The 24594-nt window shown below is 62.6% G+C and carries 21 protein-coding genes and 2 rRNA genes (1 of these 23 only partly in view); 17 read left to right on the forward strand and 6 right to left on the reverse strand.

The features are described from left to right. From MAIT1_RS12740 to MAIT1_RS12805, 14 genes are all read left to right on the forward strand, one after another. A 23S ribosomal RNA gene (locus MAIT1_RS12740) occupies positions 1-1756 on the forward strand; it begins 1117 nt to the left of the window's first position. 78 nt (positions 1757-1834) lie between these two features. Continuing rightward, a 5S ribosomal RNA gene (rrf, locus tag MAIT1_RS12745) occupies positions 1835-1949 on the forward strand. A gap of 138 nt (positions 1950-2087) precedes the next feature. Further along, positions 2088-2519, forward strand: a complete 432-nt coding sequence (gene rplM, locus MAIT1_RS12750; protein ID WP_085442773.1) for a 50S ribosomal protein L13 — start codon at positions 2088-2090, stop codon at positions 2517-2519. A gap of 27 nt (positions 2520-2546) precedes the next feature. Further along, positions 2547-2939, forward strand: a complete 393-nt coding sequence (gene rpsI, locus MAIT1_RS12755) for a 30S ribosomal protein S9 (RefSeq protein WP_085442777.1) — start codon at positions 2547-2549, stop codon at positions 2937-2939. 78 nt (positions 2940-3017) lie between these two features. Further along, positions 3018-4061, forward strand: coding sequence for an N-acetyl-gamma-glutamyl-phosphate reductase (gene argC, locus MAIT1_RS12760; protein ID WP_085442809.1), 1044 nt, complete (start codon positions 3018-3020; stop codon positions 4059-4061). Between the two features lie 205 nt (positions 4062-4266). Then, complete coding sequence (locus MAIT1_RS12765) at positions 4267-4524, forward strand: YfhL family 4Fe-4S dicluster ferredoxin (protein ID WP_085442828.1); 258 nt, start codon at positions 4267-4269, stop codon at positions 4522-4524. Positions 4525-4673: 149 nt separating this feature from the next. Then, on the forward strand, positions 4674-5558 hold the full coding sequence (locus MAIT1_RS12770; RefSeq protein WP_158089474.1) for a YicC/YloC family endoribonuclease: 885 nt from the start codon (positions 4674-4676) through the stop codon (positions 5556-5558). 88 nt (positions 5559-5646) lie between these two features. Continuing rightward, positions 5647-6288, forward strand: a complete 642-nt coding sequence (gene gmk / locus MAIT1_RS12775) for a guanylate kinase (RefSeq protein WP_085442884.1) — start codon at positions 5647-5649, stop codon at positions 6286-6288. Between the two features lie 81 nt (positions 6289-6369). Beyond that, a complete protein-coding gene (rpoZ, locus tag MAIT1_RS22585; RefSeq protein WP_414673642.1) occupies positions 6370-6756 on the forward strand; it encodes a DNA-directed RNA polymerase subunit omega in 387 nt (128 codons plus the stop codon). A gap of 74 nt (positions 6757-6830) precedes the next feature. After that, positions 6831-9062, forward strand: coding sequence for a RelA/SpoT family protein (locus MAIT1_RS12785; RefSeq protein WP_143814827.1), 2232 nt, complete (start codon positions 6831-6833; stop codon positions 9060-9062). A 130-nt stretch (positions 9063-9192) separates the two neighbouring features. Beyond that, the gene (locus MAIT1_RS12790; protein WP_085442887.1) at positions 9193-9594 is read left to right on the forward strand and encodes a RidA family protein; all 402 of its coding nucleotides are present in this window, start codon (positions 9193-9195) and stop codon (positions 9592-9594) included. Positions 9595-9647: 53 nt separating this feature from the next. Next, positions 9648-9929: a hypothetical protein gene (locus MAIT1_RS12795; RefSeq protein WP_158089475.1), complete on the forward strand. Its 282-nt coding sequence runs from the start codon at positions 9648-9650 to the stop codon at positions 9927-9929. Positions 9930-9939: 10 nt separating this feature from the next. Beyond that, positions 9940-11055 carry a substrate-binding periplasmic protein gene (locus tag MAIT1_RS12800; protein WP_085442889.1) on the forward strand — a complete coding sequence of 372 codons (1116 nt, stop codon included), beginning with the start codon at positions 9940-9942 and terminating at the stop codon, positions 11053-11055. After that, positions 11052-13031, forward strand: a complete 1980-nt coding sequence (locus MAIT1_RS12805; protein ID WP_085442890.1) for a tetratricopeptide repeat protein — start codon at positions 11052-11054, stop codon at positions 13029-13031. Before MAIT1_RS12800 ends, MAIT1_RS12805 begins: the two co-directional genes overlap by 4 nt. Positions 13032-13048: 17 nt before the next feature. Here MAIT1_RS12805 and radC read toward each other — a convergent pair whose 3' ends face one another. Next, on the reverse strand, positions 13049-13780 hold the full coding sequence (gene radC, locus MAIT1_RS12810; RefSeq protein WP_085442891.1) for a RadC family protein: 732 nt from the start codon (positions 13778-13780) through the stop codon (positions 13049-13051). Between the two features lie 94 nt (positions 13781-13874). Between radC and dnaB the strand changes: the two genes are divergently transcribed. Then, entirely contained in the window at positions 13875-15287 is a 1413-nt protein-coding gene (dnaB, locus tag MAIT1_RS12815) for a replicative DNA helicase (RefSeq protein ID WP_085442892.1), read from the forward strand. A 332-nt stretch (positions 15288-15619) separates the two neighbouring features. On the opposite strand, the gene MAIT1_RS12820 is transcribed toward dnaB, so the two are convergent. Further along, on the reverse strand, positions 15620-16495 hold the full coding sequence (locus tag MAIT1_RS12820) for a LysR family transcriptional regulator (RefSeq protein WP_158089476.1): 876 nt from the start codon (positions 16493-16495) through the stop codon (positions 15620-15622). Between the two features lie 652 nt (positions 16496-17147). Here MAIT1_RS12820 and MAIT1_RS12825 point away from each other — a divergent pair. Beyond that, entirely contained in the window at positions 17148-17744 is a 597-nt protein-coding gene (locus tag MAIT1_RS12825; RefSeq protein WP_085442894.1) for a cysteine hydrolase family protein, read from the forward strand. 19 nt (positions 17745-17763) lie between these two features. On the opposite strand, the gene purF is transcribed toward MAIT1_RS12825, so the two are convergent. The 4 genes from purF to MAIT1_RS12845 form a co-directional block, all read right to left on the reverse strand. Beyond that, a complete protein-coding gene (purF, locus tag MAIT1_RS12830) occupies positions 17764-19191 on the reverse strand; it encodes an amidophosphoribosyltransferase (protein ID WP_241893477.1) in 1428 nt (475 codons plus the stop codon). 118 nt (positions 19192-19309) lie between these two features. Continuing rightward, complete coding sequence (locus tag MAIT1_RS12835; protein ID WP_085442895.1) at positions 19310-19951, reverse strand: CvpA family protein; 642 nt, start codon at positions 19949-19951, stop codon at positions 19310-19312. 372 nt (positions 19952-20323) lie between these two features. After that, on the reverse strand, positions 20324-21703 hold the full coding sequence (gene radA, locus MAIT1_RS12840) for a DNA repair protein RadA (protein WP_085442896.1): 1380 nt from the start codon (positions 21701-21703) through the stop codon (positions 20324-20326). Positions 21704-21929: 226 nt separating this feature from the next. Continuing rightward, positions 21930-23351, reverse strand: coding sequence for an SPOR domain-containing protein (locus tag MAIT1_RS12845; RefSeq protein ID WP_085442897.1), 1422 nt, complete (start codon positions 23349-23351; stop codon positions 21930-21932). Positions 23352-23971: 620 nt separating this feature from the next. Between MAIT1_RS12845 and MAIT1_RS12850 the strand changes: the two genes are divergently transcribed. Further along, complete coding sequence (locus tag MAIT1_RS12850; RefSeq protein ID WP_085442898.1) at positions 23972-24589, forward strand: histidine phosphatase family protein; 618 nt, start codon at positions 23972-23974, stop codon at positions 24587-24589. The last annotated feature ends 5 nt before the right edge of the window (positions 24590-24594 follow it).

Below are 24594 nucleotides of genomic sequence, written 5' to 3' on the forward strand. Positions count from 1 at the left end.
TTGCGCCGAAAATATAACGGGGCTTAAAACACCCACCGAAGCTGCGGATATCCGTAAGGATATGGTAGGAGAGCGTTCTGTAAGCCTGTGAAGCCATACCGTGAGGAGTGGTGGAGGTATCAGAAGTGAGAATGCTGACATGAGTAGCGATTAAGAAGGTGAGAATCCTTCTCGCCGAAAGCCCAAGGTTTCCTGCGCAAGGCTATTCCGCGCAGGGTTAGTCGGCCCCTAAGACGAGGCATACGATGCGTAGTCGATGGGAACCCGGTCAAAATTCCGGGACCACGCATGAATGCGATGGGAGGACGGAGAAAGGTAGATCTACCGGGCGTTGGTTGTCCCGGGTCAAGCGTGCAGGCAGACTGGATAGGCAAATCCGTCCGGTTAATGCTCAGGCGTGATGACGAGCCGCTTTAGGCGAAGTGATTGATCCTATGCTTCCAAGAAAAGTCTCTAAGCTTCAGTTCATGTGTGACCGTACCCCAAACCAACACAGGTGGGCAGGGTGAGAATCCCAAGGCGAGTGAGAGAACTCGGGTAAAGGAACTCGGCAAAATGGCCCCGTAACTTCGGGAGAAGGGGCGCCCTTTGCTGTGAAAAGACTTGCTCTTGGAGCGGCGGAGGGCCGCAGTGACCAGGGGGGGAGCGACTGTTTACCAAAAACACAGGACTCTGCGAAGTCGCAAGACGACGTATAGGGTCTGACGCCTGCCCGGTGCCGGAAGGTTAAGAGGAGAGGTTAGCGCTTTGAATCGAAGCCCCGGTAAACGGCGGCCGTAACTATAACGGTCCTAAGGTAGCGAAATTCCTTGTCGGGTAAGTTCCGACCTGCACGAATGGCGTAACGATTTCCCCACTGTCTCTACCCGAGACTCAGCGAAATTGAAGTTGCTGTGAAGATGCAGCATACCCGCGGCAAGACGGAAAGACCCCGTGAACCTTTACTATAGCTTTACATTGGCGCTAGAAACAGTTTGTGTAGGATAGGTGGGAGGCTTTGAAGCGATTGCGCCAGCATTCGTGGAGCCAACCTTGAAATACCACCCTGATTGTTTTTGGCGTCTAACCTCGGCCCGTTATCCGGGCTAGGGACAGTGTATGGTGGGTAGTTTGACTGGGGCGGTCGCCTCCCAAACAGTAACGGAGGCGCGCGATGGTTCGCTCAGGTTGGTCGGAAATCAACCGTAGAGTGTAAAGGCATAAGCGAGCCTGACTGTGAGACTGACAAGTCGAGCAGGGACGAAAGTCGGCCTTAGTGATCCGGCGGTTCCGAGTGGAAGGGCCGTCGCTCAACGGATAAAAGGTACTCCGGGGATAACAGGCTGATCTCCCCCAAGAGTTCACATCGACGGGGAGGTTTGGCACCTCGATGTCGGCTCATCGCATCCTGGGGCTGTAGTCGGTCCCAAGGGTTTGGCTGTTCGCCAATTAAAGCGGTACGCGAGCTGGGTTCAGAACGTCGTGAGACAGTTCGGTCCCTATCTGCCGTGGGCGTTTGGAGAATTGAGAGGATCTGCTCCTAGTACGAGAGGACCGGAGTGGACGTGCCTCTGGTGTGCCGGTTGTTCTGCCAAGGGCATCGCCGGGTAGCTACGCACGGAAGGGATAACCGCTGAAAGCATCTAAGCGGGAAACCCACCTCAAGATGAATTCTCCCTATGAGACCCGTGGAAGACCACCACGTTGATAGGCAGGGTGTGGAAGTGCGGTGACGCATGCAGCTTACCTGTACTAATCGGTCCATTGACTTCTCTCGCAAAAGCCCCCATACGTCGCAAACCCATTCCCCCCAATTGTCCAGGATTCCTCGCTTAGAGGATCATGCATAAAGCGTCCTGGTGGCCATGGCGAGGGTGTCACACACGATCCCATTCCGAACTCGACCGTTAAGCCCCTCTGCGCCGATGATACTGCGTCTTAAGACGTGGGAAAGTAGGTCACCGCCAGGACGCTTTATAAAATCATATAGCAGTATTCCTTGGGCTGGAGCGAAACCATTCGCTCCAGCCTTTGTGTATGGCAACGCCACAGACGCGCCCCGCGCGCTGATTGGCGCGGCGCCCGCTACGGGCTGATAGGGGACCGACGTGAAGACTTTCGTGGCCACGCCCAAAACCATTGAACGCAAATGGTATGTGGTGGACGCCGAGGGCAAGACCCTGGGCCGTCTCGCCACCCAAATCGCCATGCGCTTGCGCGGCAAGCACAAGGCGATCTACACCCCGTTCATCGACACCGGCGACTACATCATTGTGGTCAATGCCGAGAAAGTCGCCTTGACCGGCAACAAGCTGTCGGACAAGGTGTACTACTCCCACAGCCGTCACCCGGGTGGTCTCAAGTCCATCACCGCGGGCAAACAGCTGTCGGGTAAGTTCCCTGAGCGGGTGATTGAGCATGCGGTGCGCGGCATGATGCCCAAGGGCAAAATGGGCCGTGAGATGTTCCGCAAGCTGAAGATCTACAAGGGCGCCGAGCATCCGCATAATGCTCAGAACCCCATTGAACTGTCCCTGTGACCACAGCTGAAAAAGAGAGAGTGAACCATGAGCGCTGAAATCTACACCGCGACCGGTCGCCGCAAAGAGTCTGTGGCGCGGGTGCGCATCAAAGGCGGTTCCGGTCAGGTGACCATCAATAAAAAGTCCCTGGACGATTACTTCGGCCGCGCTGTTTTGCGCATGGTCGTGCGTCAGCCCTTCGCCGTGACCGAGATGACCGACAAGTTCGACGTCGTTGTGAATGTCCGCGGCGGCGGCATCTCCGGCCAGGCGGGCGCTATTAAGCATGGCATCTCCCGCGCTCTGGTGGACTATGACGAAACCCTGCGCGGCGCGCTGAAGAAAGCGGGCTTCCTGACCCGTGACTCGCGTGCGGTGGAACGTAAGAAGTACGGTCGTCACAAAGCGCGTAAGAGCACTCAGTTCTCCAAGCGTTGATGCGGCCTACCCGCATGGGTTACGAAAAGGGGAGCCAACTGGCTCCCCTTTTTTATTATGCACTGTGAGAGATGGACCATGAAACAGCCTGTCGCGATACTGGGCGCCTCTGGCTACACCGGCGGCGAACTGGCGAGAATCCTCGCCAATCATCCTCATGTTGAGGTGGTCTACGCCAGCTCCGAGCGATTTGCCGGCAAACCGTGGAACGCTATCTACCCGCATTTGGGGCGCGCGGGGAGTTTGATTCTCAGCGCCATGGACGCCGACGCTGCGGCTGATGCGGCGCAGATCGTCTTTTGCGCGCTGCCCCATAAGACCTCCATGTCCGTCGTTCCACGTCTGCTGGAGCGTGGCTGTACGGTAATCGACCTATCGGCGGATTTCCGCCTCAAAAGCGCGGCCACCTACGAGGAGTGGTATGAGACCCCTCACATCGCGCCGCAACTGCTTGCGGAGGCGGTTTATGGGCTGCCTGAGCTCTATCGGGAGCAGATTCGTGGTCAGAAGCTGATCGCCTGTCCGGGGTGCTACCCCACCTCGGTGATTGTGCCGCTCTATCCGCTGGTCAAGGCGGGCGCCATTGAAGCCGAGGGCATCATCGCCGATTGCAAATCCGGCGTCTCCGGCGCCGGGCGTTCTCCTTCGCAGGGGGTGATGCTGTCTGAGCTCAATGAGGGCTTTAAGGCTTATAAGGTAGGCAAGCACCGGCATACGGCGGAGATGGAGCAGGCGCTCTCTGAAGCGGCGGGACGGGAGTTGACGGTCCGGTTTACGCCGCATCTGTTGCCGCAGTCGCGGGGCATTCTCTCGACCTGTTATGTGAAGCCGATAGGTGAAGGAGACGCCGAGGCGGCGCGCGAACTCCTGCGTCAAGCCTACGCCGATGAGCCTTTTGTGGACATTCTGCCTGCGGGCGTTAATCCCGCCACCAGTGACGTGCGCGGCGCCAATGGCGTGCGCATCTCCGTCGATATGGACCACCGCACCGGTTGGATGTTGGTGATCAGCGTGATCGACAATCTGGTCAAAGGCTCCTCCGGTCAGGCGACGCAGAACCTCAACCTGGCCATGGGCTGGGAGGAGACCACTGGGTTGGAGACGGTGGCCCTGTTCCCATAAGGATCGCAACACGTCGGGCGCCCTATAAAGTCTTGACGAAAAGGGGCTCGACATGTTTTCTATACGCGGTTATGCTGGCCAAGCGCTAAACCAAGAGACTCCGCGTGATGCGTTTTGGATCATGCTAGCTACCGTCACCCTCTCAGCGTGTGTGCTGGAGAGGTATCCCTCCCTTAGCGGAGGACCTGATTAGGAGGATTTCGTAATGGCTCTGTTGATCAACGAAGATTGCACCAACTGCGACGTCTGCCTGCCCGAGTGCCCCAACGAGGCGATCACGGACGGCTCCGACGTGGATAAGGACATCTACTTCATCCACTCGGATCTGTGCTCTGAGTGCGTGGGCGCCTTCGACGAAGCGCAGTGCGTGGCCGTCTGCCCCGTCGAGTGCATTGTGCCCGACCCCGATCACGAAGAGTCGCCCGAAGAGCTGCAAGCCAAGTACGACGCCATCCACAGCTAAACTCCCGGCATCGGGAGTCGCTGTTCGGCGACTGGCGCATCAGGGGGGCGCGCGGCATTGGCTGACGCGCCCCCTTCGTCATTTACGCGGGATGCGCAGATCAGGTTATTTTCAGAGCGAATCGTTTCGAGGATTTTATGGCGCAAAGCATGACCGGACTGGGCCGCGCGGAAGCGGTGATCGAAGGGGTGCGCTACGCTTGGCGCCTGCGTTCGGTGAACCAGCGCTATCTGGAGATCTCGTTTCGGCTGCCGGACTCCCTCAGTGAGCTGGAGCCGGAGTTGCGCAAACGGCTCAAAGAGCGCTTTGCGCGTGGGCAGGTGGATGTCTCCCTGCATGTGCGCAGCGAAGCGCCTGAGGCCGGTGAGTTGAGTCTCAACGCCGACCTGCTGGGCAAACTGATTCGTGTGGAGGCCGAGGCGCTGCATATCGCCGGGCATGACGCCGCGCGCGGTTACACCAGCGCCAGTCGTCTGCTCAGTTGGCCCGGGGTGGTGAGCGAACGCCGTCCCGAGCTTTCTGAAGAGCAGCTGGCGCAACGCAATAGGGCCGCCCTGTCGGTATTCGACAGCGCGTGTGAGACGCTGGAAGGGTTCCGTCGTCGCGAGGGCGATGCGCTGGTCAGCGTGCTGCGTGAGCTGCTGGGCCGTATCGCCGAATTTGAAGAGCAGGTGCGACAACGACTGCCGGAAGTGCGCCAGCGCACCGAAACCCGGCTGCGCGAACGTCTGGCTGAGCTGGGCGGTCAGGTGGGGGTGGATGAGACCCGTCTGGCGCAGGAGGTGGTGTTTCTGCTCAACCGGGTGGATGTCTCCGAGGAGCTGGACCGTTTGCGGGTGCATCGCGAAGAGATGACGCAAACTCTGGAGAGCGATGAGCCCATTGGACGGCGACTCGACTTCCTGTGTCAGGAGCTCAACCGCGAGGCCAATACGCTCTGCTCGAAACCGCAGGATCCGGAGATCTCCAAAATGGGGGTGGACCTGAAGGTTGTGATCGAGAAGATCCGCGAGCAGGTGCAGAATCTGCAGTAGAACAAGCCAACGCCGCAGTGGGCGGCTGAGGTCAACACCGAGCATAAGCCGCGCAGGCGGCAGCGCCGAATAGCCAGGAGGCCACGCCATGAGCCAGAGCCGTCGCGGATTCGCCTTGATCCTCTCCGCCCCCTCCGGCGCGGGCAAGAGCACCTTGGCGCGGCATTTGATGGCGGCGGACGATCAGGTCATGTTGTCGGTCTCCACCACCACGCGCGGCCCGCGCCCGGGCGAAGCCAATGGGGTGGACTACTGGTTCGAAGCGGTGGAGAGCTTCCAGCAGGCGGTGGAGCAGGGGCGGTTCCTGGAGTGGGCCGAAGTGTTTGGCAACTACTACGGCACCAGCGCCGATAAAGTGCTCGAAGGGCTGCAAGAGGGCAAAATCGTGCTGCTGGATATCGATTGGCAGGGCGCCCAGCAGGTGCGGCGCAATATGGACCAATCCGGCGCGGCGGGCGATCATGTCAGTGTGTTTATTGCACCGCCCTCCAAGACGGTGTTGCATGACCGCTTGGCGGGTCGTAAGACCGACAGCGAAGAGGTGATCGCCAAACGTATGGCCGCCGCCGCTGCGGAGATGTCCCATTGGGGCGAATATGATTACGTCATCATCAATGACGATCTGGAGGCCGCCAAGGCGGAGCTGATCGCCATTGTGCAGGCGGAACGTCTGAAAAAATCGCGCATGGCTCCGGTGATGGATGCGATGATGAGCGATTTTGATCAGTAACTCTTCTGCGTCGGGGCCCCGACGCGGTTAACCAACCGCCGATGAGGCGGTGGACTGCAAGTAAGGTGAATTATGGCTCGCGTGACTGTTGATGATTGCATTGCCGCCGTTCCCAACCGCTTTGAGCTGGTGATTCTGGCCGCCAAACGCGCCCGTCAGTTGGCCAAGGGCGCCGATCCCACGGTTCCCACCGAACGCGATAAGAACACCGTGCTGGCGCTGCGCGAGATCGCCGCCGAATCGGTGGATGTGGAAGAGCTGCGCATCTTCGAAGAGGAAGAGGAGGGGCCCGAGGAGGCCACCGGCGACGAGATCAATCCGGAGTTGGCCAACCTGATGGCGCAGGATAGCCAGGTTCCCGGCGTGATCCAGGAGATGGCTGACCAGGGCGCCGCCAATGACAACGGCGAAGACGCCGCCGCCGCTCCCGCCGCTCCCCCGGCGGCTGAAGGCGACGAACCCGCTTAAGGGGTCTTGCGCAGGCGCGTCGGCGTCAACAAGCGCTCCAGTCAGAAGAGCGCACAGCCAGAGCGCGCCACTGCGTGAACTCGACTGATCCAATGGGGGGCGAAGCCAGAGCAGCGGGATGGGATGGGGCGTTTCAAACGCTCAGCGCCTATCTCACGCCAGCCGACCAGCAACTGCTGGCTCGGCTGCCCGCGTTTTTGGCGCAGTTGAACTGGCCCGCCGATCCGTCCTACCCACCGCCGCCCCCCGCCGATCCCGTCACCCTGGCCGGGATCATGGCCAATCTGCGTTTGGACGGCGCTTCCGTGGCGGCGGGGGCGCTGATCCTGCCCATGCGGCTCAACCTGGTTGACGCCGACGCCATCGAAGAGACGTTTGGCTCCGATGTGGCCTTCCTGGCCAATGGCGTGTTCCGCATCGCCTGTCTGGGCGGACAGACCCCCCGCGACGATAGCCAACTGGAGAATCTGCGCAAGATGATCCTGGCGCTGTCCCAGGATATCCGCGTGATTCTCACCCGGCTGGCGCTGACCCTGCAGGCGTTGCGCGCAGCGGTGGCGCGGCCCACCTCCGGCGGGGTCGATCTGGCCGCCGAATCCCTCGATCTGTTCGCCCCCATCGCCCACCGTCTGGGGGTCTACTGGGTCAAGAGCGAAGTGGAGGATCTGGCCTTCCAACTGCTGTGGCCCAGCGAATATGCGCAGATGAAGAATCTGGTCACCCAGCGCCGTCTGGGCGGGGCCAACGTGGTGGGCAAGGTGGTGCGCATCCTGCAGCGTAAACTGGCCGAACACAGCGTGGTGGGGCGCGTGAAGGGGCGTGAGAAGCACCTCTACTCGGTGTGGACCAAGATCCAGCGCAAGCAGACTGACCTGGAGGAGATGTACGATCTGATCGCCTACCGCATCATCGTGCGTTCGCAGGAGGACTGCTACCGCGCTTTGGGCATGATCCACAGCGAATTCAAACCCATCCCCGGCCGCTTCAAGGACTATATCGCCCTGCCCAAGCGCAATGGTTATCAGTCGCTGCACACGGTGGTGTTCGGTCCCTTCGGCAACCGCATCGAGATTCAGATCCGCACCGAACAGATGCACCAGGTGGCCGAGAGCGGGGTGGCGGCGCACTGGAGCTATAAGGGCGCGGGCGGCGAGTTGGCGGAGAACGATCCCGGTCGCGGTCGCGCCACCGGCTACGCCTGGCTCAAGGATCAATTGGAGCGCCACCAGAGCGGCCAGGGCCCCAGTTCGTTCCTGGAGCAGATCAAGGTGGATCTGTTCCCTGATGAGATCTATGTCTTCACCCCCCAGGGCAAAATCATCACGCTGCCCAAGAACGCCACGCCGGTGGACTTCGCCTACGCGGTGCACTCCCAGGTGGGCGATCATTGCCAGGGCGCGCGCATCAATGGCCGCATGGCGCCGCTCAAATCCACCCTGCAGACCGGCGACCGGGTGGAGGTGATCACCTCCCGCGAGCGCAATCCCAACAGCGGCTGGCTCAATTTCGTCGTCACCCCGCGCGCGCGCCAGCGCATCACCCGCTGGCTTAAGCTGCAACAGCGCGATCAGGACACCAATCTGGGTCGCGAGCTGCTGGAGCGTGAGGCGCGTAAGGCTGGCCAGGGGGTGAGCGTCAACGACAAACAGCTGCAGCGGGTGATCAACTGCTTTCATGCTGAATCGCCGGAGGATCTCACCTATATGGTGGGCGCAGGGATGATCTCGCCCACCGCGGTGGTGGCGCGTATGTGCCCGGAGTACGCCGACAAACTCCAGCGTGATAAAAAGCCGCCGGAGTCGATCTCCAAGCCGCGCGGCGGCGCAGCGCGCTCGGGGGTGCGGCGCAAAAAGGACGAATTGCAACTCACCGGCGCCCTGGAGGGGCTGGCGGTGAGCGCGGCGCGTTGTTGTGGACCGGTGCCAGGGGATGAGATCGTTGGCGTCATCTCCACCGGGCGCGGCATCATTCTGCACCGGGTGGACTGCGGCAATCTCAAGGCGCTGGCTGACCGCCCCGAGCGTTGGCTTGGGGATATCGCTTGGAACGAAAGTCTGGATGGTTCGTTTACCTCGCGCATTCAGGCGCTGGCGCACAACCGGCGCGGGGTGCTCACCCCCATCAGTCAGGCCATCACCGAGTGCGACGGCAATTTGCTCGATGTCCACTTTCAGGATCGTGAACGCGACCCCTGTGTGATACTTCTTGAGGTGGAGGTCACCGGTCAAAAGCAGTTGGACAAGGTTATTGCCGCGTTGCGCCATCTGGATGGCGTGCAGGGCGTGAGCCGCTTGCGCAGCGGCTGATTCGGTTTGCGGTGCGGGCGATGCCCGCGACTTTTTGCCTCCCATCCGTCACCAATCTCTAAAAGCCTGTTTGTCGGGAATCGTGAGTTTCCCAATTCCACAGGCCCCGTCACTGAGCAGGAGAAACGCCATGAGCAGTCGTCGCGCCATCGCCACCGACAACGCCCCGCAAGCCATCGGGCCCTACAGCCAAGCGGCGGCGGTGGGACCGTGGCTCTATATGTCCGGTCAAATCCCGCTGGATCCGGCCACCGGCGAGATGGTGGAAGGCGATATCTCCGCCCAGGCCGAACGGGTGATGCAGAATCTGCGCGGCGTGCTGGAAGCGGCGGGCGGCGACTTCAGTTGCGTGGTTAAAACCACCATTTTCCTGACCGATCTGGCCGCCTTCGGCGAGGTTAACGCGGTTTACGCCAAGTTCTTCCAGCAGCCCTATCCGGCGCGCGCCACAGTGGAGGTTGCGGCGCTGCCCAAAGGGGCCAAGGTGGAGATTGAGGCGGTGGCCTACATCGCCGCCAACGGAGCCGCGTGATGCGCGCCCGGCGGGGAGTCGCTGTTGTATTGCTTGTGGTCGGTTTGTTGGCCATGAGCCCCAGTGCACAGGCCGCCGAAGGGCTCTACTGCTCGGTGGATTTCTCTGGCCGCAACTGCCTCTACGCCACCATGGAGGCGTGCCGCGCGGCGTTGGGCGTGGGACAGGGCGACTGCGTGCTCAACCCGGCGGCGCTGCCTGCGCCCACCGGTGCGGCGCGTTTCTGTCTGGCCGAACGCTGGAAGTTGGCTTGCGACTATGCCACTCTAGCGGGGTGTCAACGCGCCGCTGCGCCGCGCCACGCCCAGTGCGTGGACAATCCCAACTACAGATGATGATCGCCGCATGAGTGAACCCGCCCGCCACAAGCCTCCAGATACGGCGCTGATCGCCCTCATCCTGGCGCTTGCAGTGGGGTTGGCCGTGGCGGTGTGGCGCATGGCGCCGCCCATGTTCGAGGCCACCGTGGATCAGGTGATGGCGGAGTGGGACGCCAATGGCGTGGGGGTGGTCCACACCCAAGGGTGTGAAGCGCTCTACTACGACGCCCACGATAAAACCGACGATACGATGCGCGTGAGCGTACGGCAGGCGCTGTTCGCACTGGCGCAAAAGCGCGGCGGGGCGTACCGCATTGGCGATATGCGCGATGCGGGACTGACGCACCACCGCCGCTGTGTGACCATTGAAGCGCGTCTGATTCCCCATGACGGCCCGGCGGCGCAGTCGGTGGAGGAGCTGTTTGAGAGCGCGCATATCCTGCGTGTGGCGGTGCGCGACAAGCAGCCCAGCATCAGCGCGCGCAACGCCAACGGCCAGTGGCGCGGCGCGGCCATCGATTTTGCCCGCAGTGTGGCGCGGGAGTTGGGTCGCGAAGCGCGCTTTACTCCCGTGACCAGCGCTGAGGAGGCGTTGGCGGCCATCCGCTTTGGCATTGCCGACATCGCCATTGCCCGCATCGTCAGAACGCCCGAGCGCGCTGTGCGGACGTGGCTGTCGGACCCCTACTTTTTTACCGGCCAGGGGTTAGCCAGCTTTCAGGTGGAGGACGCCGAGCAGTTGACCCGCCATGAGCAGTTGAACCGACCGCATGTGAAAATCGTCGCGGTGAAAGGTTCCGTGGCGTTGAATTTGGCGCGCAAACGCTACCCCAAAGCGGTTCTGGTGCCGGTGAGCGAAGCCAAACTGATTCCCGCCAAAGCGCGCTGGTTGCGCAAACAGTACGGCGACAGGCACCATATTCTGGTCGCCGCCGACGAATGGGACATCATCACTTGGCCCGACGCCTACGCCGTGCGTATCGACGGCAAACCGCTGCTCAGTCGCAACGATCACTACGCCGCCGCCGCCGCCAGCGAGGCGCTGCGCGATGTGGTCAACCACGTCATCGCCAAAGACCGCATCATCTACTCCTATCGCAAATGGCTGCAGCACATCGCCACCTTCGAGGCGTTCCAGTGAACGACGCCGCTGCGGACGGCTGGTCGCGCTCCCGGTTTCTGCTCATTGTGGGGGGGATGCTGGCGGCGTTGTTGGCGGTGTATGGCCAGTTGGGCGGCGCCGATTTCGTCGCCATGGACGACAGCCCCTATGTGACCAAGAACCCCATGGTCAACCAGGGCTTCAGTTGGGCGGGGATCGTGTGGGCGTTTGCCGACGCCCACTTTGGCCACTGGCTGCCGCTGACCTGGCTCTCGTTCATGCTCGATGGCGAGCTGTTTGGCCTCGATGCGGGGGGCTACCACTGGCACAATCTGCTGTGGCACGCGGTCAATGGGGTGCTGTTGCTGCTGCTGCTCAAACGCTGGGGCGTGGGAGTGGGCGCGGCGGGGGTGATTGTCGGACTGTTCGCCCTGCACCCGCTGCATGTGGAGTCGGTGGCTTGGGTGGCCGAGCGTAAGGACGTGCTGTTTTTGGCGTTTGCGCTAATGGCGCTGCTGGCGTATGACCACGCCCTGCGCGCGCGCGCCGACGCCAGCGCGCCGCCTGCGCTGCGCGGAACGGCGCTGTTTTACGCCCTGGCGCTGATGGCCAAGCCTATGGCGGTGACGCTACCCGCGCTGCTGGTTCTGCTGGATGGCTGGCCCTATGGCCGCTTCGCCCGCGAGTCGCTGTGGCGCGTCATCTGGCAAAAGTGGCCGCTGTGGCTGCTGGCGGCGGCCTACTCGATTCTGATGCTGCTGCTGGCCATCGACCAGAAGGCGGCCATGAGCTTTGAGTCGCTGCCTTTGATCTATCGCGCGCAGCACGCCTTCGTTGCCTACGCGGCGTATTTGAAACTCACCTTCCTGCCGCTGGACCTCTCCTTCTACTACGCCCACCCGGGCAAACACGCGCTGTGGCTCTGGAGCGGCGCGGCGGCGCTGTTGGCGGCGGTGACTGTGGCCGCCTATCTGCTGCGCCGCCGCGCGCCGTGGGCGCTGATGGGGTGGTTGTGGTTTGTGGGGACGCTGCTCCCGGTGATCGGCCTCAATCAGGCGGGGGCGCAAGCCTATGCCGATCGCTTTGTCTATCTGCCGCACATCGGCCTGTTTGTGGCCATTGTGCTGAGTCTGCAAGCGCTGGCGGCGCGCTGGAGCTGGGGCCCGCGCGCGGCGGCGGCGGTTAGCGCAGCGGCGTTAACGCTGTGCGGCGGACTGGCGTGGGACCAGGCCAGCGCCTGGCGCGATAATGAGACCATCGTGCGCCGCTCCATCGCCGCCACGCCGGGCAACCCGTGGCTGCACTATCTGCTGGCGCAGGATCTGCGTTCACAAAAACGCTATGACGAGGCGGTCCCCGAGTTCGAGCGCGCCGTTGCGCTGTATGAACCGTTTGATGAGGCGCATCTGGCGTTTGGCCGCATGCTGATGAAAATGAAGCGCGAGGAGCAGGCGCGCGAGCACTTCGACAAAGCGATTCAGTACGCCGACGAACCGGCGCGCATGCGCGATAAGGTCGCGGGCGAGTTGGGTTGTGTGGGCCACACCGACGACGCCGTGGCGCTGCTGGAGCAGGCGCTCAAGGAGGATCCCACGCTCTCCATGGCGCGTTTGCGTCTGGGCATCACCCTGGCCATGTCCGGGCGTTATATGGAGGCGTTGCCGCATCTGCGCCAGGCGCATAAGGAGATGCCGGATTCCATCCTGCCGCCCTACCATCTGGGGCGCTTGATGAACCGGGTGAAGGCGCCGCGCGAGGCGCTGGGGCTGCTGACGCCGCTATTGGATCAAGCGCCAGAGGACGCCAATATCCAGACCGAGGTTGCGTTGGCGCTGGCGCGTCTGGGCGATCGCCAGAGTGCGCAGCGGCATGTGGATGCGGCGCTGAAAATCGATCCCGAACATGCGCTGGCGAATAAGTTGGACGCGCTGCTTAATGGCCGTCCCATCGAGCCGCTGATGTTGAGCAAGCCGGAGCTGCCGCCGCGCGACCTGCTGCAAGACGAAGCGGAATAGGCGTCCGGCGGCGGGGATTACAGTCGCCGCAGGCCGTCGGCGCGGGGCAGCATGCCGTTCTGGGCAAAGCTGTAGCTGCTCTCGCCGGCCACGATGACGTGGTCGAGCAGGCGCACCTCGATCCCCTCCAGCACCCGATGCAGCCGCGCGGTGAGGCTGATGTCATCCTTGGAGGGTTTGGCCGCGCCCGAGGGGTGGTTGTGGGAGAGGATGACGCTGGCGGCGCGGTGGCGCACCACCTCTTCGACCACCTGGCGCGGATGCACGGCGGTCTGTTTGACCGTGCCTTCGGAGATCAGGGCGGGAAACAGCAGCCGATTCTGCGTATCCAGACACAGCACGTAAAACACCTCTTCGGTGCGTCCGGCCATCATGGGAACGAGGATTTTGGCGGCGGCTTCAGGTTGATCCAGACGCGCTTTGTCATGGGTTGCCTTATCGTGCAGATAGCGCCGCGTGAGCGCCGGGATCAGGCTCAAAAACGCCGCCGCGCCCTGGCCCATCCCCTCCACGCTGGCCAGATCGCCGGGGTCGGCGTCCAGCACCGCGGCAAAGCTACCGAACCGTTTGAGCAGCGCATGGGCGATGACATTGGTATCGCGGCGCGGCAGGGCGGTGAACAGCGCCAGCTCCAGCGCTTGATGATCCTCAAAGCCGTCCAGACCCTCGAGCAGAAAGCGTTTGCGCAAGCGTTCGCGATGGCCATGATGGGGGTGCGACTTATCAGCTTTCTTATTGTCGTCAGCCATAGCGGGTCAAGCGGTTTGATGGTTCAATGAGACGTTTATCAGCCCGGATCTTTCGCGCCTCAACACTAGCGCATAACCAGTTCGTGAGAAACCCATGAGCGAAGCACCCGCCCAGCTGAACACTTTCGACGGCGCCGCCAACGACCCCGACGCGCCGCCGCGCCGTCCGGCGTGGTCGCGGGAGGCCGAGCAGTCGGTGCTGGGGGCGATCATGCTGGACAACGGCGTGATGGACCAGATCGCCGACCTGCTCACGCCGGATGACTTTTACATGGGGGCGCATAAGGTGATCTTCGCCTCCATGCTGGAGTCGTTCGAGCGCGGCGAAGTGGTGGATGTGGTGCTGCTCAAGGATCGTTTGGAGAAGAGCGGCGAGCTGGAGGGGGTGGGCGGTCCCGCCTATCTGGCGGAGATCCTCAACACCGTGCCCACCGCCGCCAACGCCAAATCCTATGCGCGTTTGGTGCACGACAAATCGATTCTGCGCGCGCTGTCGGCGGAGGCGGTGAGCATTGTTGAGCAGGTGCAGGCGGGCGACCGCCGCGTGGAGGATGTGCTCGACGAGGCCGAACAGCGCATCTTCCAGGTCTCCGAGGGCTCCAGCACCCGCCGCGCCAGTTATCATGGCGTCAAGGATGTGCTGCCGGCGGTGTTCGAGAAGGTCGAAGCGTTGATGGACGATTCGCGCTCGGTCACCGGCGTGTCCACCGGCTTCCTCGATCTGGATAAGAAGCTGGCCGGATTGCAGCCGTCGGACCTGCTGATTCTGGCCGGACGTCCGGCCATGGGCAAGACCGCGCTGGCCATGAACATCGCCGCCAACGCCGCGCTGGATCATGAGGAGCCGGTGGCGGTGTTCTCCCTGGAGATGTCCAAGGAACAGTTGGTGATGCGTCTGCTGGCCTCGGAGTCGCGCATCGACGCCCAGCGCCTGCGCACCGGCCACATGCAGGGGGATGACTACCAGAAGCTCACCGAGGCCGCCGACCGTCTGGCCAAGGCCCCCATCTACATCGACGATACGCCCGCAGTGAGCATCACGGCGATGCGCGCCAAGTGTCGGCGTCTCAAGCGCGAGCGCGGCATCAAGCTGATTGTGGTGGACTATCTGCAGCTCATGCGCGGCGCCACCAATGTGGATAACCGGGTGTTGGAGATTTCGCAGATCAGTCAGGGTTTGAAGGCCATCGCCAAAGAGCTGAATGTGCCGGTGATCTCCCTGTCGCAGCTGTCGCGGACGGTGGAGAGTCGCACCGACAAGCGCCCCATCCTCTCGGACCTGCGTGAATCAGGCTCCATCGAACAGGACGCCGACGTGGTGATGTTCGTGTTCCGCGAGGAGTACTACAAGCAGGACAACCCGGATCTGAAAGGGCGCGCCGAGTTGATTGTGGCCAAACAGCGGAATGGTCCCACCGGCACGGTGATGCTCACCTTCCTCAATGAACACACCCGCTTTGAGAACTTCGCCAGCGAAGCCATGGGCGGGGCGTGGTCGGGGCCGTAATCGCCAAAGTGGCGCGAGACAAAGTTGGATCTTGGTGGTTTTGACGATGGAGGATATCGAGGGCTGCGCCCTCGAGCTCCCAAGGTCAAACGCCAAACCGTGATTCGGGCCATCCATGGCCCTCACCCTACGGGCTCGCTGCGCGAGTCCGATTCGGCATTCCTGCCGAATCGTGGGTCCGCCCCACACCCTGCTGGGGGCGCGGCCCCCAGACCCCGCCGCCGACCAGTCGGCGGCCAATAGTCAGCGCAAGCTTCACCTGTGTCACGCAAACATCGGTCGTTCTGTGCAATTTTGGTTCTGCATGGCGATAGCAATGCAGCTTGGCGTATTCAATTTTCAGATTTCTCAACAATATTATCGGACGTCAGAAAATCCGACTGATGGAAACTCTCAACAATCCACTGACTCACCACCCGCCCGCGCGGCTCATCGCGCAGATGCGGCTGCGCCAGCAGCCACGCCTCACGCCGAATCGCTAACGCTTCCACCGTCATGTTCGGGTCAGTTTCCCATTTGCGCGCAAACGCCTGCGGCAGAATCGCGCTGGCGCGTCCGCCGCCCAGGGCGCGATCAATCACATTCAAATCGGCGGTTTGTAGTCGCGCGGGAGGGAGTTCCGACATCCCCTGTAACGCCTGCATCTCCGGCGTTTGCGCCAGCTCCGGCGGATAGGCGCACAGGTAGTCGCCCGGGCGCGGCGCGCGCTGAGGGCGAATCAGGCAGAAACCCGCCTCGCCCAGTTTGCGCATGGTGAAATTGCCCCGTTGCGGGCGTCCCAATCGGATGGCGAAATCGGTCTCCCAGCGCGCAAAATCGGCGTTGGCGTTGGCGCTCTCCAGGGTCAGGATCAGGCCGGGATGGGTGGTCAATAGCGCATCCAACGCGGGCGCCAGCACCTGTTCGGCGATGGTCGGCGTGGCCGACAGTCGCACGCGGCCTGTGATGGCCAGTCCATCCGCCTCCACGCTCTCCACCGCCTGGGCGCAGCGCGCCATGATCGCCGCCTGGGCCAGCATCTCCTGCCCGCGCGGCGTGGGACGCCGTTTGGCGTCTACGGCGTCGAACAGCGCATAGCCCAGCGCGCGCTCCAGCCGCTTGATGCGCCGCGCCACGGTGGTCTCATCCAGGCGCAAACGCTGGGCGGCGCGGGCGTACGAGCCCGCCTGCGCCACCGCCAGTGCGATTCGCAAATCATCCCAGTTCATAGAGTCGTCGCAAAACAGAAAGAGACGGTTGAAGCGAGAAGATATCGAGGGCTGCGCCCTCGAGCTCCCAAATTCACAAGCCAAACCGTGATTCGGGCCATCCATGGCCCTCACCCTTCGGGCTCGCTATCGCGAGTCCGATTCGGCAATCCTGCCGAATCGTGGGCGCCGCCCCACACCCCGCTTAAGGGTCATATAGTCGCTAGCATCCAAAAGTGAACATATGGGCGCTGGAAGATATCGAGGGCTGCGCCCTCGAGCTCCCAAGACCAACAGCCACACCGTGGGCTCCGCCCACACCCGCTGGGGGCGCGGCCCCCAGACCCCGCCGCCGACCAGTCGGCGGCCAAGAGTCAGTGCAAGCCGGGCCTACGTCACGCAAACATTGCGTGTTTGGATATGTGTCATTCTGAATTCAAGCGACTATAAACCCTTAAGAATCCCGCCGCCGACCAGTCGGCGGCCAAGAGTCAGCGCAAGCTCACCCCGCGTCACGCAAACATTGGCCGTTTTGTGCGGTTTTTTCGCATAGCTTAAGATTACATTAAATCCTGCGTTTTTGCAGCCAATGGCGGCATAATTCCGGCTATTCTGCAACATGCTGCGCACGCTATAACACAGGGAGAGTCCATTCCAACCCAGGAGATCTCCCATGAGCGAACCGAAAACGCTGTTTGAACTGACTGGCGGAACCCCGCCGCCCGCCGACTTCGCCAACGCCAGTCTGGTGTTGATCGACTTTCAGAATGATTACTTCGCCGGACCGCTGACGCTGCCTGATGGCGCGGCGGCGCTGGCCTGCGCCGAGGGGATGTTGGCCGCCGCCCGCGCTGCGGGCGCGCCGATCTTCCACATCGCCCACAGCATCGAAGGGGGGGCGTTGTTCGATCGCAGCGCCCATGGCGGCCAGATCGTCGATGCGCTGGCGCCGCGCGTCGGCGAGACGGTGATTGAAAAACCGCTGCCCAACTCCTTTGCCGGGACGCAATTGGGGGCGGCGCTCAAAGCCACCGGACGGGATCAGATCATTGTGGCGGGGTTGATGACTCACATGTGCGTGAGCGCCACCACGCGGGCGGCGTTGGATCATGGATTTTTGACCACTATTGAGGCCAATGCGTGCGCCACGCGGGATCTGCCCGATGGCGAGGGCGGGGTGGTGAGCGCGCAGGCGCTGCACAGTGCGGAGCTGGCGGCGCTGTCAGACCGCTTCGCCATTGTGGTGCGTAACCACGATTGGACGATCTGACAACGCCGCGCAAGCGCGTTTAGGCTTCCTGCAACAGGGTCAACTGCCCGCCCTCGTCGTGGGCGGAGAAGGGGATCGGGTAGTCGCCGGAGAAGCAGGCGTCGCAGAAGCTCTCCGGCGGCCCGCCGTTGACCGCTTGATACAGCCCCGGCAGGGTGATGAACTGCAGCGAATCAGCGGTGATGTGTTGGCACATCTCCTCCACGCTGTGGGAGGAGGCCAGCAACTCGGCGCGGGTGGGGGTGTCGATGCCGTAGTAGCAGGGGTAGGCGGTGGGCGGCGAGGAGATGCGCATGTGCACCTCTTTGGCCCCGGCGGCGCGCACCATCTTGACGATTTTGCGGCTGGTGGTGCCGCGCACCACCGAGTCGTCCACCAGAATCACCCGTTTGCCCTTGAGCGCCATGGGGTTGGCGTTGAGTTTGATCTTCACGCCAAAGTGGCGGATCTTCTGCTCGGGCTCAATGAAGGTGCGCCCCACATAGTGGTTGCGGATGATGCCCAGCTCAAACGGAATGCCGGACTCCTGCGCATAGCCCATGGCCGCGGCCACGCCGGAGTCGGGCACCGGCACCACCACATCGGCCTCCACCGGGTTCTCCCGCGCCAGCGCCGCGCCGATGCGCTTGCGCGCTTCATATACGCTGATGCCGTCGATGGTGGAGTCGGGACGGGCGAAGTAGATGAACTCGAACACGCACAGTGAGCGCGCCTTCTTCTCGAACGGGAAGTAGGACTCCAGCCCGTTGGGGCCGATCACCACCATCTCGCCGGGCTCCACGTCGCGCACGAACTCCGCTTCGATCAGATCCAGCGCACAGGTTTCCGAAGAGAGAATCCAGCAGTCGTCGCCGATTTTACCCAGACACAGCGGACGGAAGCCGCTGGGGTCGCGCACGCCGATGATGAGGTTCTCATCCATGGCGGTCAGGGCGTAGGCGCCGCGCACCTGTTTCAGCGCTTCGACCAGCCGTTCGGGGAAGGTCTGTTTGCGCGACAGGGCGGTGAGGTGAACGATCACCTCGGTGTCCATGGTGGATTGAAAGATGGAGCCGCGGCGTTCGAGCATGCGGCGCATCTCCACGCCGTTGACCAGATTGCCGTTGTGGGCGAAGGCCAGACCGCCGTCGGCGGAGTCCACCACCAGGGGTTGGCGGTTGCGCACGTTGATGCTGCCGCCGGCGGTGGAGTAGCGCACGTGACCGATGGATTGACGCCCCTTCAGGCGCTCCATCTCCCGCGCTTTGAAGATGTCCGCCACCAGTCCCGAACCGCGCGAGACGTGGAAGATGCGGTCATCCACCGAGACGATGCCCGCCGCCTCCTGTCCGCGATGTTGCAGGGCGTAGAGCCCCAGATAGACCAGATTGGCCGCTTCGGAGTGGTTGTACACGCCAAAAACGCCGCACTCATCGTGAAAATGGTCATCGTCAAGCAGCGGTTCCAATGGATCGACCCTCTGCAGCTGGGCGCGCCCATAACGTCCAATCCCGGAAACGGCCCACAAGGGCCGTTTCCGGGATTGGACGTCACGCGCATGACCCTCTGTTGGGGCCAGGGCGTGTTCAGTTACGGTTCAACTCGCGCATCAGGCGCTCCAAGCGGCGATTGTCCGCCGCTGTGGGTTGCGCCGCTTCGGCTTCAGGCGCTTCGCCAAACGGCCGAGACAGTCGCCAGGGGGAGGGCGCGGAGCCATCCACATGCAGCCGTTCGCGACCATTATCGCTGGGACGCAGGGCGGAATCCACCGGTTGATGCTCGGCCAAAAACAGCGCGCCGTCCACAAACGGCTTGGCCAGCACCGAACGGCGCAGCATCTCCTGCGGCGGGCCGCCAAAGGGAATCGATGCGGTGATGCCGACGATGATGATGACTATAGCACGAACCAGAGACAAGCTCATCCCCAACGTGCGCGCTTTCCACGTCAACCGGCCGCTGTCGCGCAGTCGTTGCAGAAGATAGCTGATCCCCGCCGTGAGCAACAGGGAGATCATCAGCACGCCGAACAGAGCCACCGCGCGCAAGATAAGGGGATCGGCGATGTAGTCGGCCAGATGCGCCGCCGCCGGACCCGATAAAAAGGTGGTCAGGGCAAAGGCGATGACCCATCCGCCCAGCGCCGCCGCCTCGCGGATCGCGCCGCGATTGTAGGCCATCAGCAGCGCCGCGCCAAAGATAAACAGCAGGGCGTAATCGAACCAGATCATGATGCGAACCTCGTTAAATGATCGCCCACAGACGCAGCGTCATGCCGCATCAGCAGGCTGATGTGCGCGTAATCAGCACGCGCGCCCCACTCTCCGGCGGGGTTGAATCGAACGGTGCGAGGTTTGGTTGATGATAATGAAAGATATTGAGGGCTATGCCCTCAAACTCCCTTCAGAGCAAAAGCCAAACCTTGGGGCGCTGCCCCAGTGTTGTCCCCATTGGCCGCTGGGGACAGCGGCCCCCAGACCTCGCCCAGCAAATCGCTTGCGATTTGCGTATTAATAATCATCGGGCCATAAATGTCCCGATTTTCGAATTTTCACTTTTGTGCGCCACCGGCCAGCGTCGCGCAGAATTCAAGTCTCATGCAATCACACGTCGAATCGCTCAATCGCCTCTTCCACCGACGCCACCCCTTCCAAACGCATCGCCCCGGGGCTGGGCAGGTTCTTCATGCTCTTGTCCGGCAGTAGACAGCGGTTGAAACCCAGCTTCTCCGCCTCTTTCAGTCGCGTGGCGATGTGCGACACCGCACGGGTCTCGCCGCCCAATCCCACTTCGCCGACAATCACCAAACCGCGATCGGCGCTCATGTTGCGCAGACTGGCGTAGAGCGACACCGCCACCGCCAAGTCCGCCGCCGGTTCGGTGACGCGAAACCCTCCGGCCACGTTAAGAAAGATGTCGTGGTTGAACAGTCCCAACCCCAAGCGCTTCTCCAACACCGCCGTGAGCATGGCCAGCCGGTTGACGTCAAAGCCGATGGCGGTGCGGCGCGGCTGCGGCAGCGGACTGGGCGCCACCAGCGACTGAATTTCGATCAATACCGGGCGCGTGCCCTCCAGCCCGGCGAACACCACCGACCCGGCGGCGCCCTGCACCCGCTCGGAGAGGAACAGCTCCGACGGGTTGTCCACTTCCGCCAGACCAACATCGCGCATTTCGAACACGCCGATCTCATTGGCGGCGCCGAAGCGGTTCTTCACCGCGCGCAGAATCCGATAGCTATGGCCGCGCTCGCCCTCGAAGTAGAGCACGGTGTCCACCATGTGCTCCAGCACCCGGGGCCCGGCGATCTGCCCCTCTTTGGTGACATGACCCACCAGGAACAGCGCCATACCGCGCATTTTCGCCGCTGCAATGAGTCGCTGCGCGCACTCGCGCACCTGAGTCACGGTTCCCGCCGCGGCGGGCAGGTCGTCGCTGGCCACGGTCTGGATCGAATCCAGGCACAACACCGCCGGTTCGGTCTCGATGATGGCCTGTTCGATGTTCTCCAGGCGCGTCTCCATCAGCACGTCGAAGCCGTCGCCGCCGATCTGCATGCGCTCGGCGCGCATTTTGATCTGCGCCAACGACTCCTCGCCGGAGACATAGAGGGTTTTGCGACCGCGCGCCAGTTGCGCCATGGCGCCCATGAGCAGGGTGGATTTGCCGATGCCGGGGTCGCCCGCCAGCAGCAGCGCGCAGCCGGGCACGAGGCCGCCGCCCAGCACGCGGTCCAATTCGCCGATGCCGGTGCGGATGCGCGTTTCGCCTTGGCTGGCCACCGCGCTCAGGGGCTGGGGTTTATTCACGCCAGCGCCTCCGGCGGCGGGCGCGGCAGCGGGGGAAGCGCGCTTGCCGCCGCCAGAGGCGGGCGTAAACGATTTGAGCGTGTTCCACGCGCCGCAGGCGGAACAGCGCCCCTGCCACTGGGCGAAGTCGGCGCCGCAGTCGCTACAGACGAATCGCTGTTTATCGCGGGCCATGGTCAGCTCCCGTCAGGGCAGGGGGCGCGTGGATGACAGTGCATAAAATCCAACGGCCATACAGAATCTTCACGCAAGCAAAGAAGCCAAACGAACCGAGGTCCAGGAGGGCGTCCCTCCTGGAGGGTCCAGGGCAAAGCCCTGGCGGGTTCAGGGCGGCGCCCTGATGGGGTCTGGGGCAAAGCCCCAGCCTCTTTTCCCATCCTCGTCGTTGCTTTATTTCAACTCAATTGACCTTCAAATAACTGGCCGACAGCCCGGTGGAGTCCATAATCACCTGGGAGGCGGCGAAGGCGTCGTCGCGGGTGGCGAACGGACCCACCACCACATGAGTGTGATCCTTGCCGCCCATGCTCACCATTTTCAGGCGATCAGGGATCCCATGTTGCGCCAACAGTTTGTGTGCGCGCAGGGCGTTGTCGGAGTTGGCGAAGGTGCCCGCCAGCACCACGAACGGCCCCGGGGCCATCTGCGGGAAGAACTCCGGCGGCGTGGCCATCTGCGCTTCAAACGGCGGGCTGTCCTGCAGCTCGGCGGCGCTCAGGCCCAACTCCAGCTCGCCATCGGCGGCGCTCTGTCCGGCGGCGTCCTCGTCGTTGGGCGCGGGGGAGGCGTCGTCATCGTGGGCGTCGGGAACCGGCGTGTTATGGTGCGCCAGGGTGATGGGCGTCTGCGTGGTCTCGGCGGCGACTTCAGGCGCGGCGGCGGCTTTGGCCACCGTAACCTCGGCTTTTACCGGCGTGGGCGCGCTCTTTTTCGCCAACTGCGTCGGACGGCGCTTGGGCGTCGGCTGCGCCAGAGGAATCGGGCGCAGGGTCGGCTCGGCGGCGGCCACCATCTGTTCATACTCATCCAGGCTCAACTTGCTGGCGGCCATGATGTAGTCGGTATCCAGACCGCTCTTGGCGCGCACGTAACGCGCCGCCGCCGCCGCTGTTTTGCGGGTGGCGTAGGGGCCCAACAGCACGTGGGTCATGGGCGGCGAAAAGGAGTCGTCCAGCTTCAACTGCGTGGGAATGCCGTAGTTGCGCAGACGCTCCTGCACGCGCACCGCGTTCAGGGTGTTGGAGAAGGAGCCGCACAGGGTGAGAAAACGCCCCTCTTCCCGGGCGGGCAACGCATCGGGCACGCCGTAGGAGATGTGCATCAGGCTCCCCGTCGGGCCCGCTTTGGGGCTCTTGGCGGCGGTGTCGGCCTGGGCCACAATGGCCGACCCGGCGCGGACGGGCGGGGCATAGCTGAACGCAGCGTCGGAGATCACTTCGGCGGCGGCGTTGGGATGCGCCATGGCCAGGTGAATCTCCGCTTCGGGCCGCACCGGACGCCACAGTCCGGCGTCATTGGCCAGCGGGCCGAAGTGGACCTTCTGCATCGTATAGGGGCTGGGCGCGGCGAATCCCTGTTTGGCCGTGAGCGCCCACAGAGCGGTCAGGCCCAGCAGCGCCATGCCGCCAATGCGCAGCAGTTTTTTGCCATCCATGCGGCGTCCGTTGACCGCGCTCCAATCCAGGTCGCGGGTAATCATGGCCATGCGCGCGCTATCGGGCGAGACGCCATCGCCCCACTCCTCGCTGTAGCAAGTGGGTGTGTTGACAACTTGATTCGCTCGCGCCGAGGCGCTTGCTTTGCGCGTTTTGGGTGCGCCCATGATGGGATCCTTTCGCTACACAAGCCCATGCGGCGACTGCTGGCGGAGCCAAAACAGTTCACTGCGCAGGGGCGGATGCGGTCGCCTCTGGCTGCCAAGACGCGCGGTTTGATGCGGCGCAGAAACACTCTTCTGCGCACGCTACGCTCGTCTCGCCGCTGAGGGCGGCCCATGCGCGCCGTGGTGAGAAACGACGCTCTGACTCAGGCAACTGAGCAAAGGCGGCGCCAAATCCGAAATCCCGACCCACTCTGAGCGCTACGCCCAAATCGACTGGGGTGTGAATCCGGGTATTATTTTGTCCAAGTCAAACCATTGACGAGTTATGGTTAAATTCGACGGGGGAGGTGTCGGAAGTTTGATAATTCAAAAAGGCACAGCGAAAAAAATCTGTCATGGGGCAACCAATTTGATTGATCGCAAAGCGCGCGGGCGCCATACTAACGCGGCGTAGATATCTGTCTGATCCTGCTTTAAGTATCTAAATGGATATGGCGAACGCACCTATTTTGCCCAGCCGATTTGTCTGATTTGTTCTCTTTTTCAATACACGTTCTAGTTGACTCGGTTTGACGCATTTTCGTCACACTTCCCCGGGGGGGGATGGAGTAAGTGATCTTATGCGCGCCTTGCCGACGCTGTTGGTTGTTCTGACCAGCCTGTTTGTCTCGCCCGCTGCTGTTCTGGCCGCCGCCGAATTCAAAACGCCAAGTTTACACGCCCTGCAAAAGGGGGGGCTGGTGATCTTCCTGCGTCATGCCATCAGTGATCGCAGCCAGAATGACGCCAGCAACGGCTCTGCCGACGATTGCGCCACGCAACGCAACCTCTCCCAACAGGGGCGCGCGCAAGCCGTGCGCATCGGCCAAGCCATCAAGGATCTGGGCATTCCCATCGCGGAAGTGTTGAGCAGTCCCTATTGCCGTTGCCGCGACACCGCCCAGCTGGCGTTTGGGAGCGCCAAAATGAAAGTGCAGGAGTTTCTGCACTTTGCCATTGGGTTGTCCAAGCAGGGGCGTATGCAGGCCGCCGATGCGCTGCGCGCGCTGCTCTCGGCCAAAGTCGCGCCCGGCGGCAATCGCGTCATTGTCTCGCACAATAGCAATCTGCGCGAAGCCGCCGCCATCTGGCCCAAGCCCGAAGGCGTGGCGTATGTGTTTCGCCCCTTGGGTGACGGATTTGAAGTGGTGGGACGCATCGCGCCCGACCAGTGGCGTCAACTTGAGCAGGGTTTGTGAGCGCC

Origin of the sequence: Magnetofaba australis IT-1, from assembly GCF_002109495.1 — a bacterium.
GTDB classification, from domain to species: domain Bacteria; phylum Pseudomonadota; class Magnetococcia; order Magnetococcales; family Magnetococcaceae; genus Magnetofaba; species Magnetofaba australis.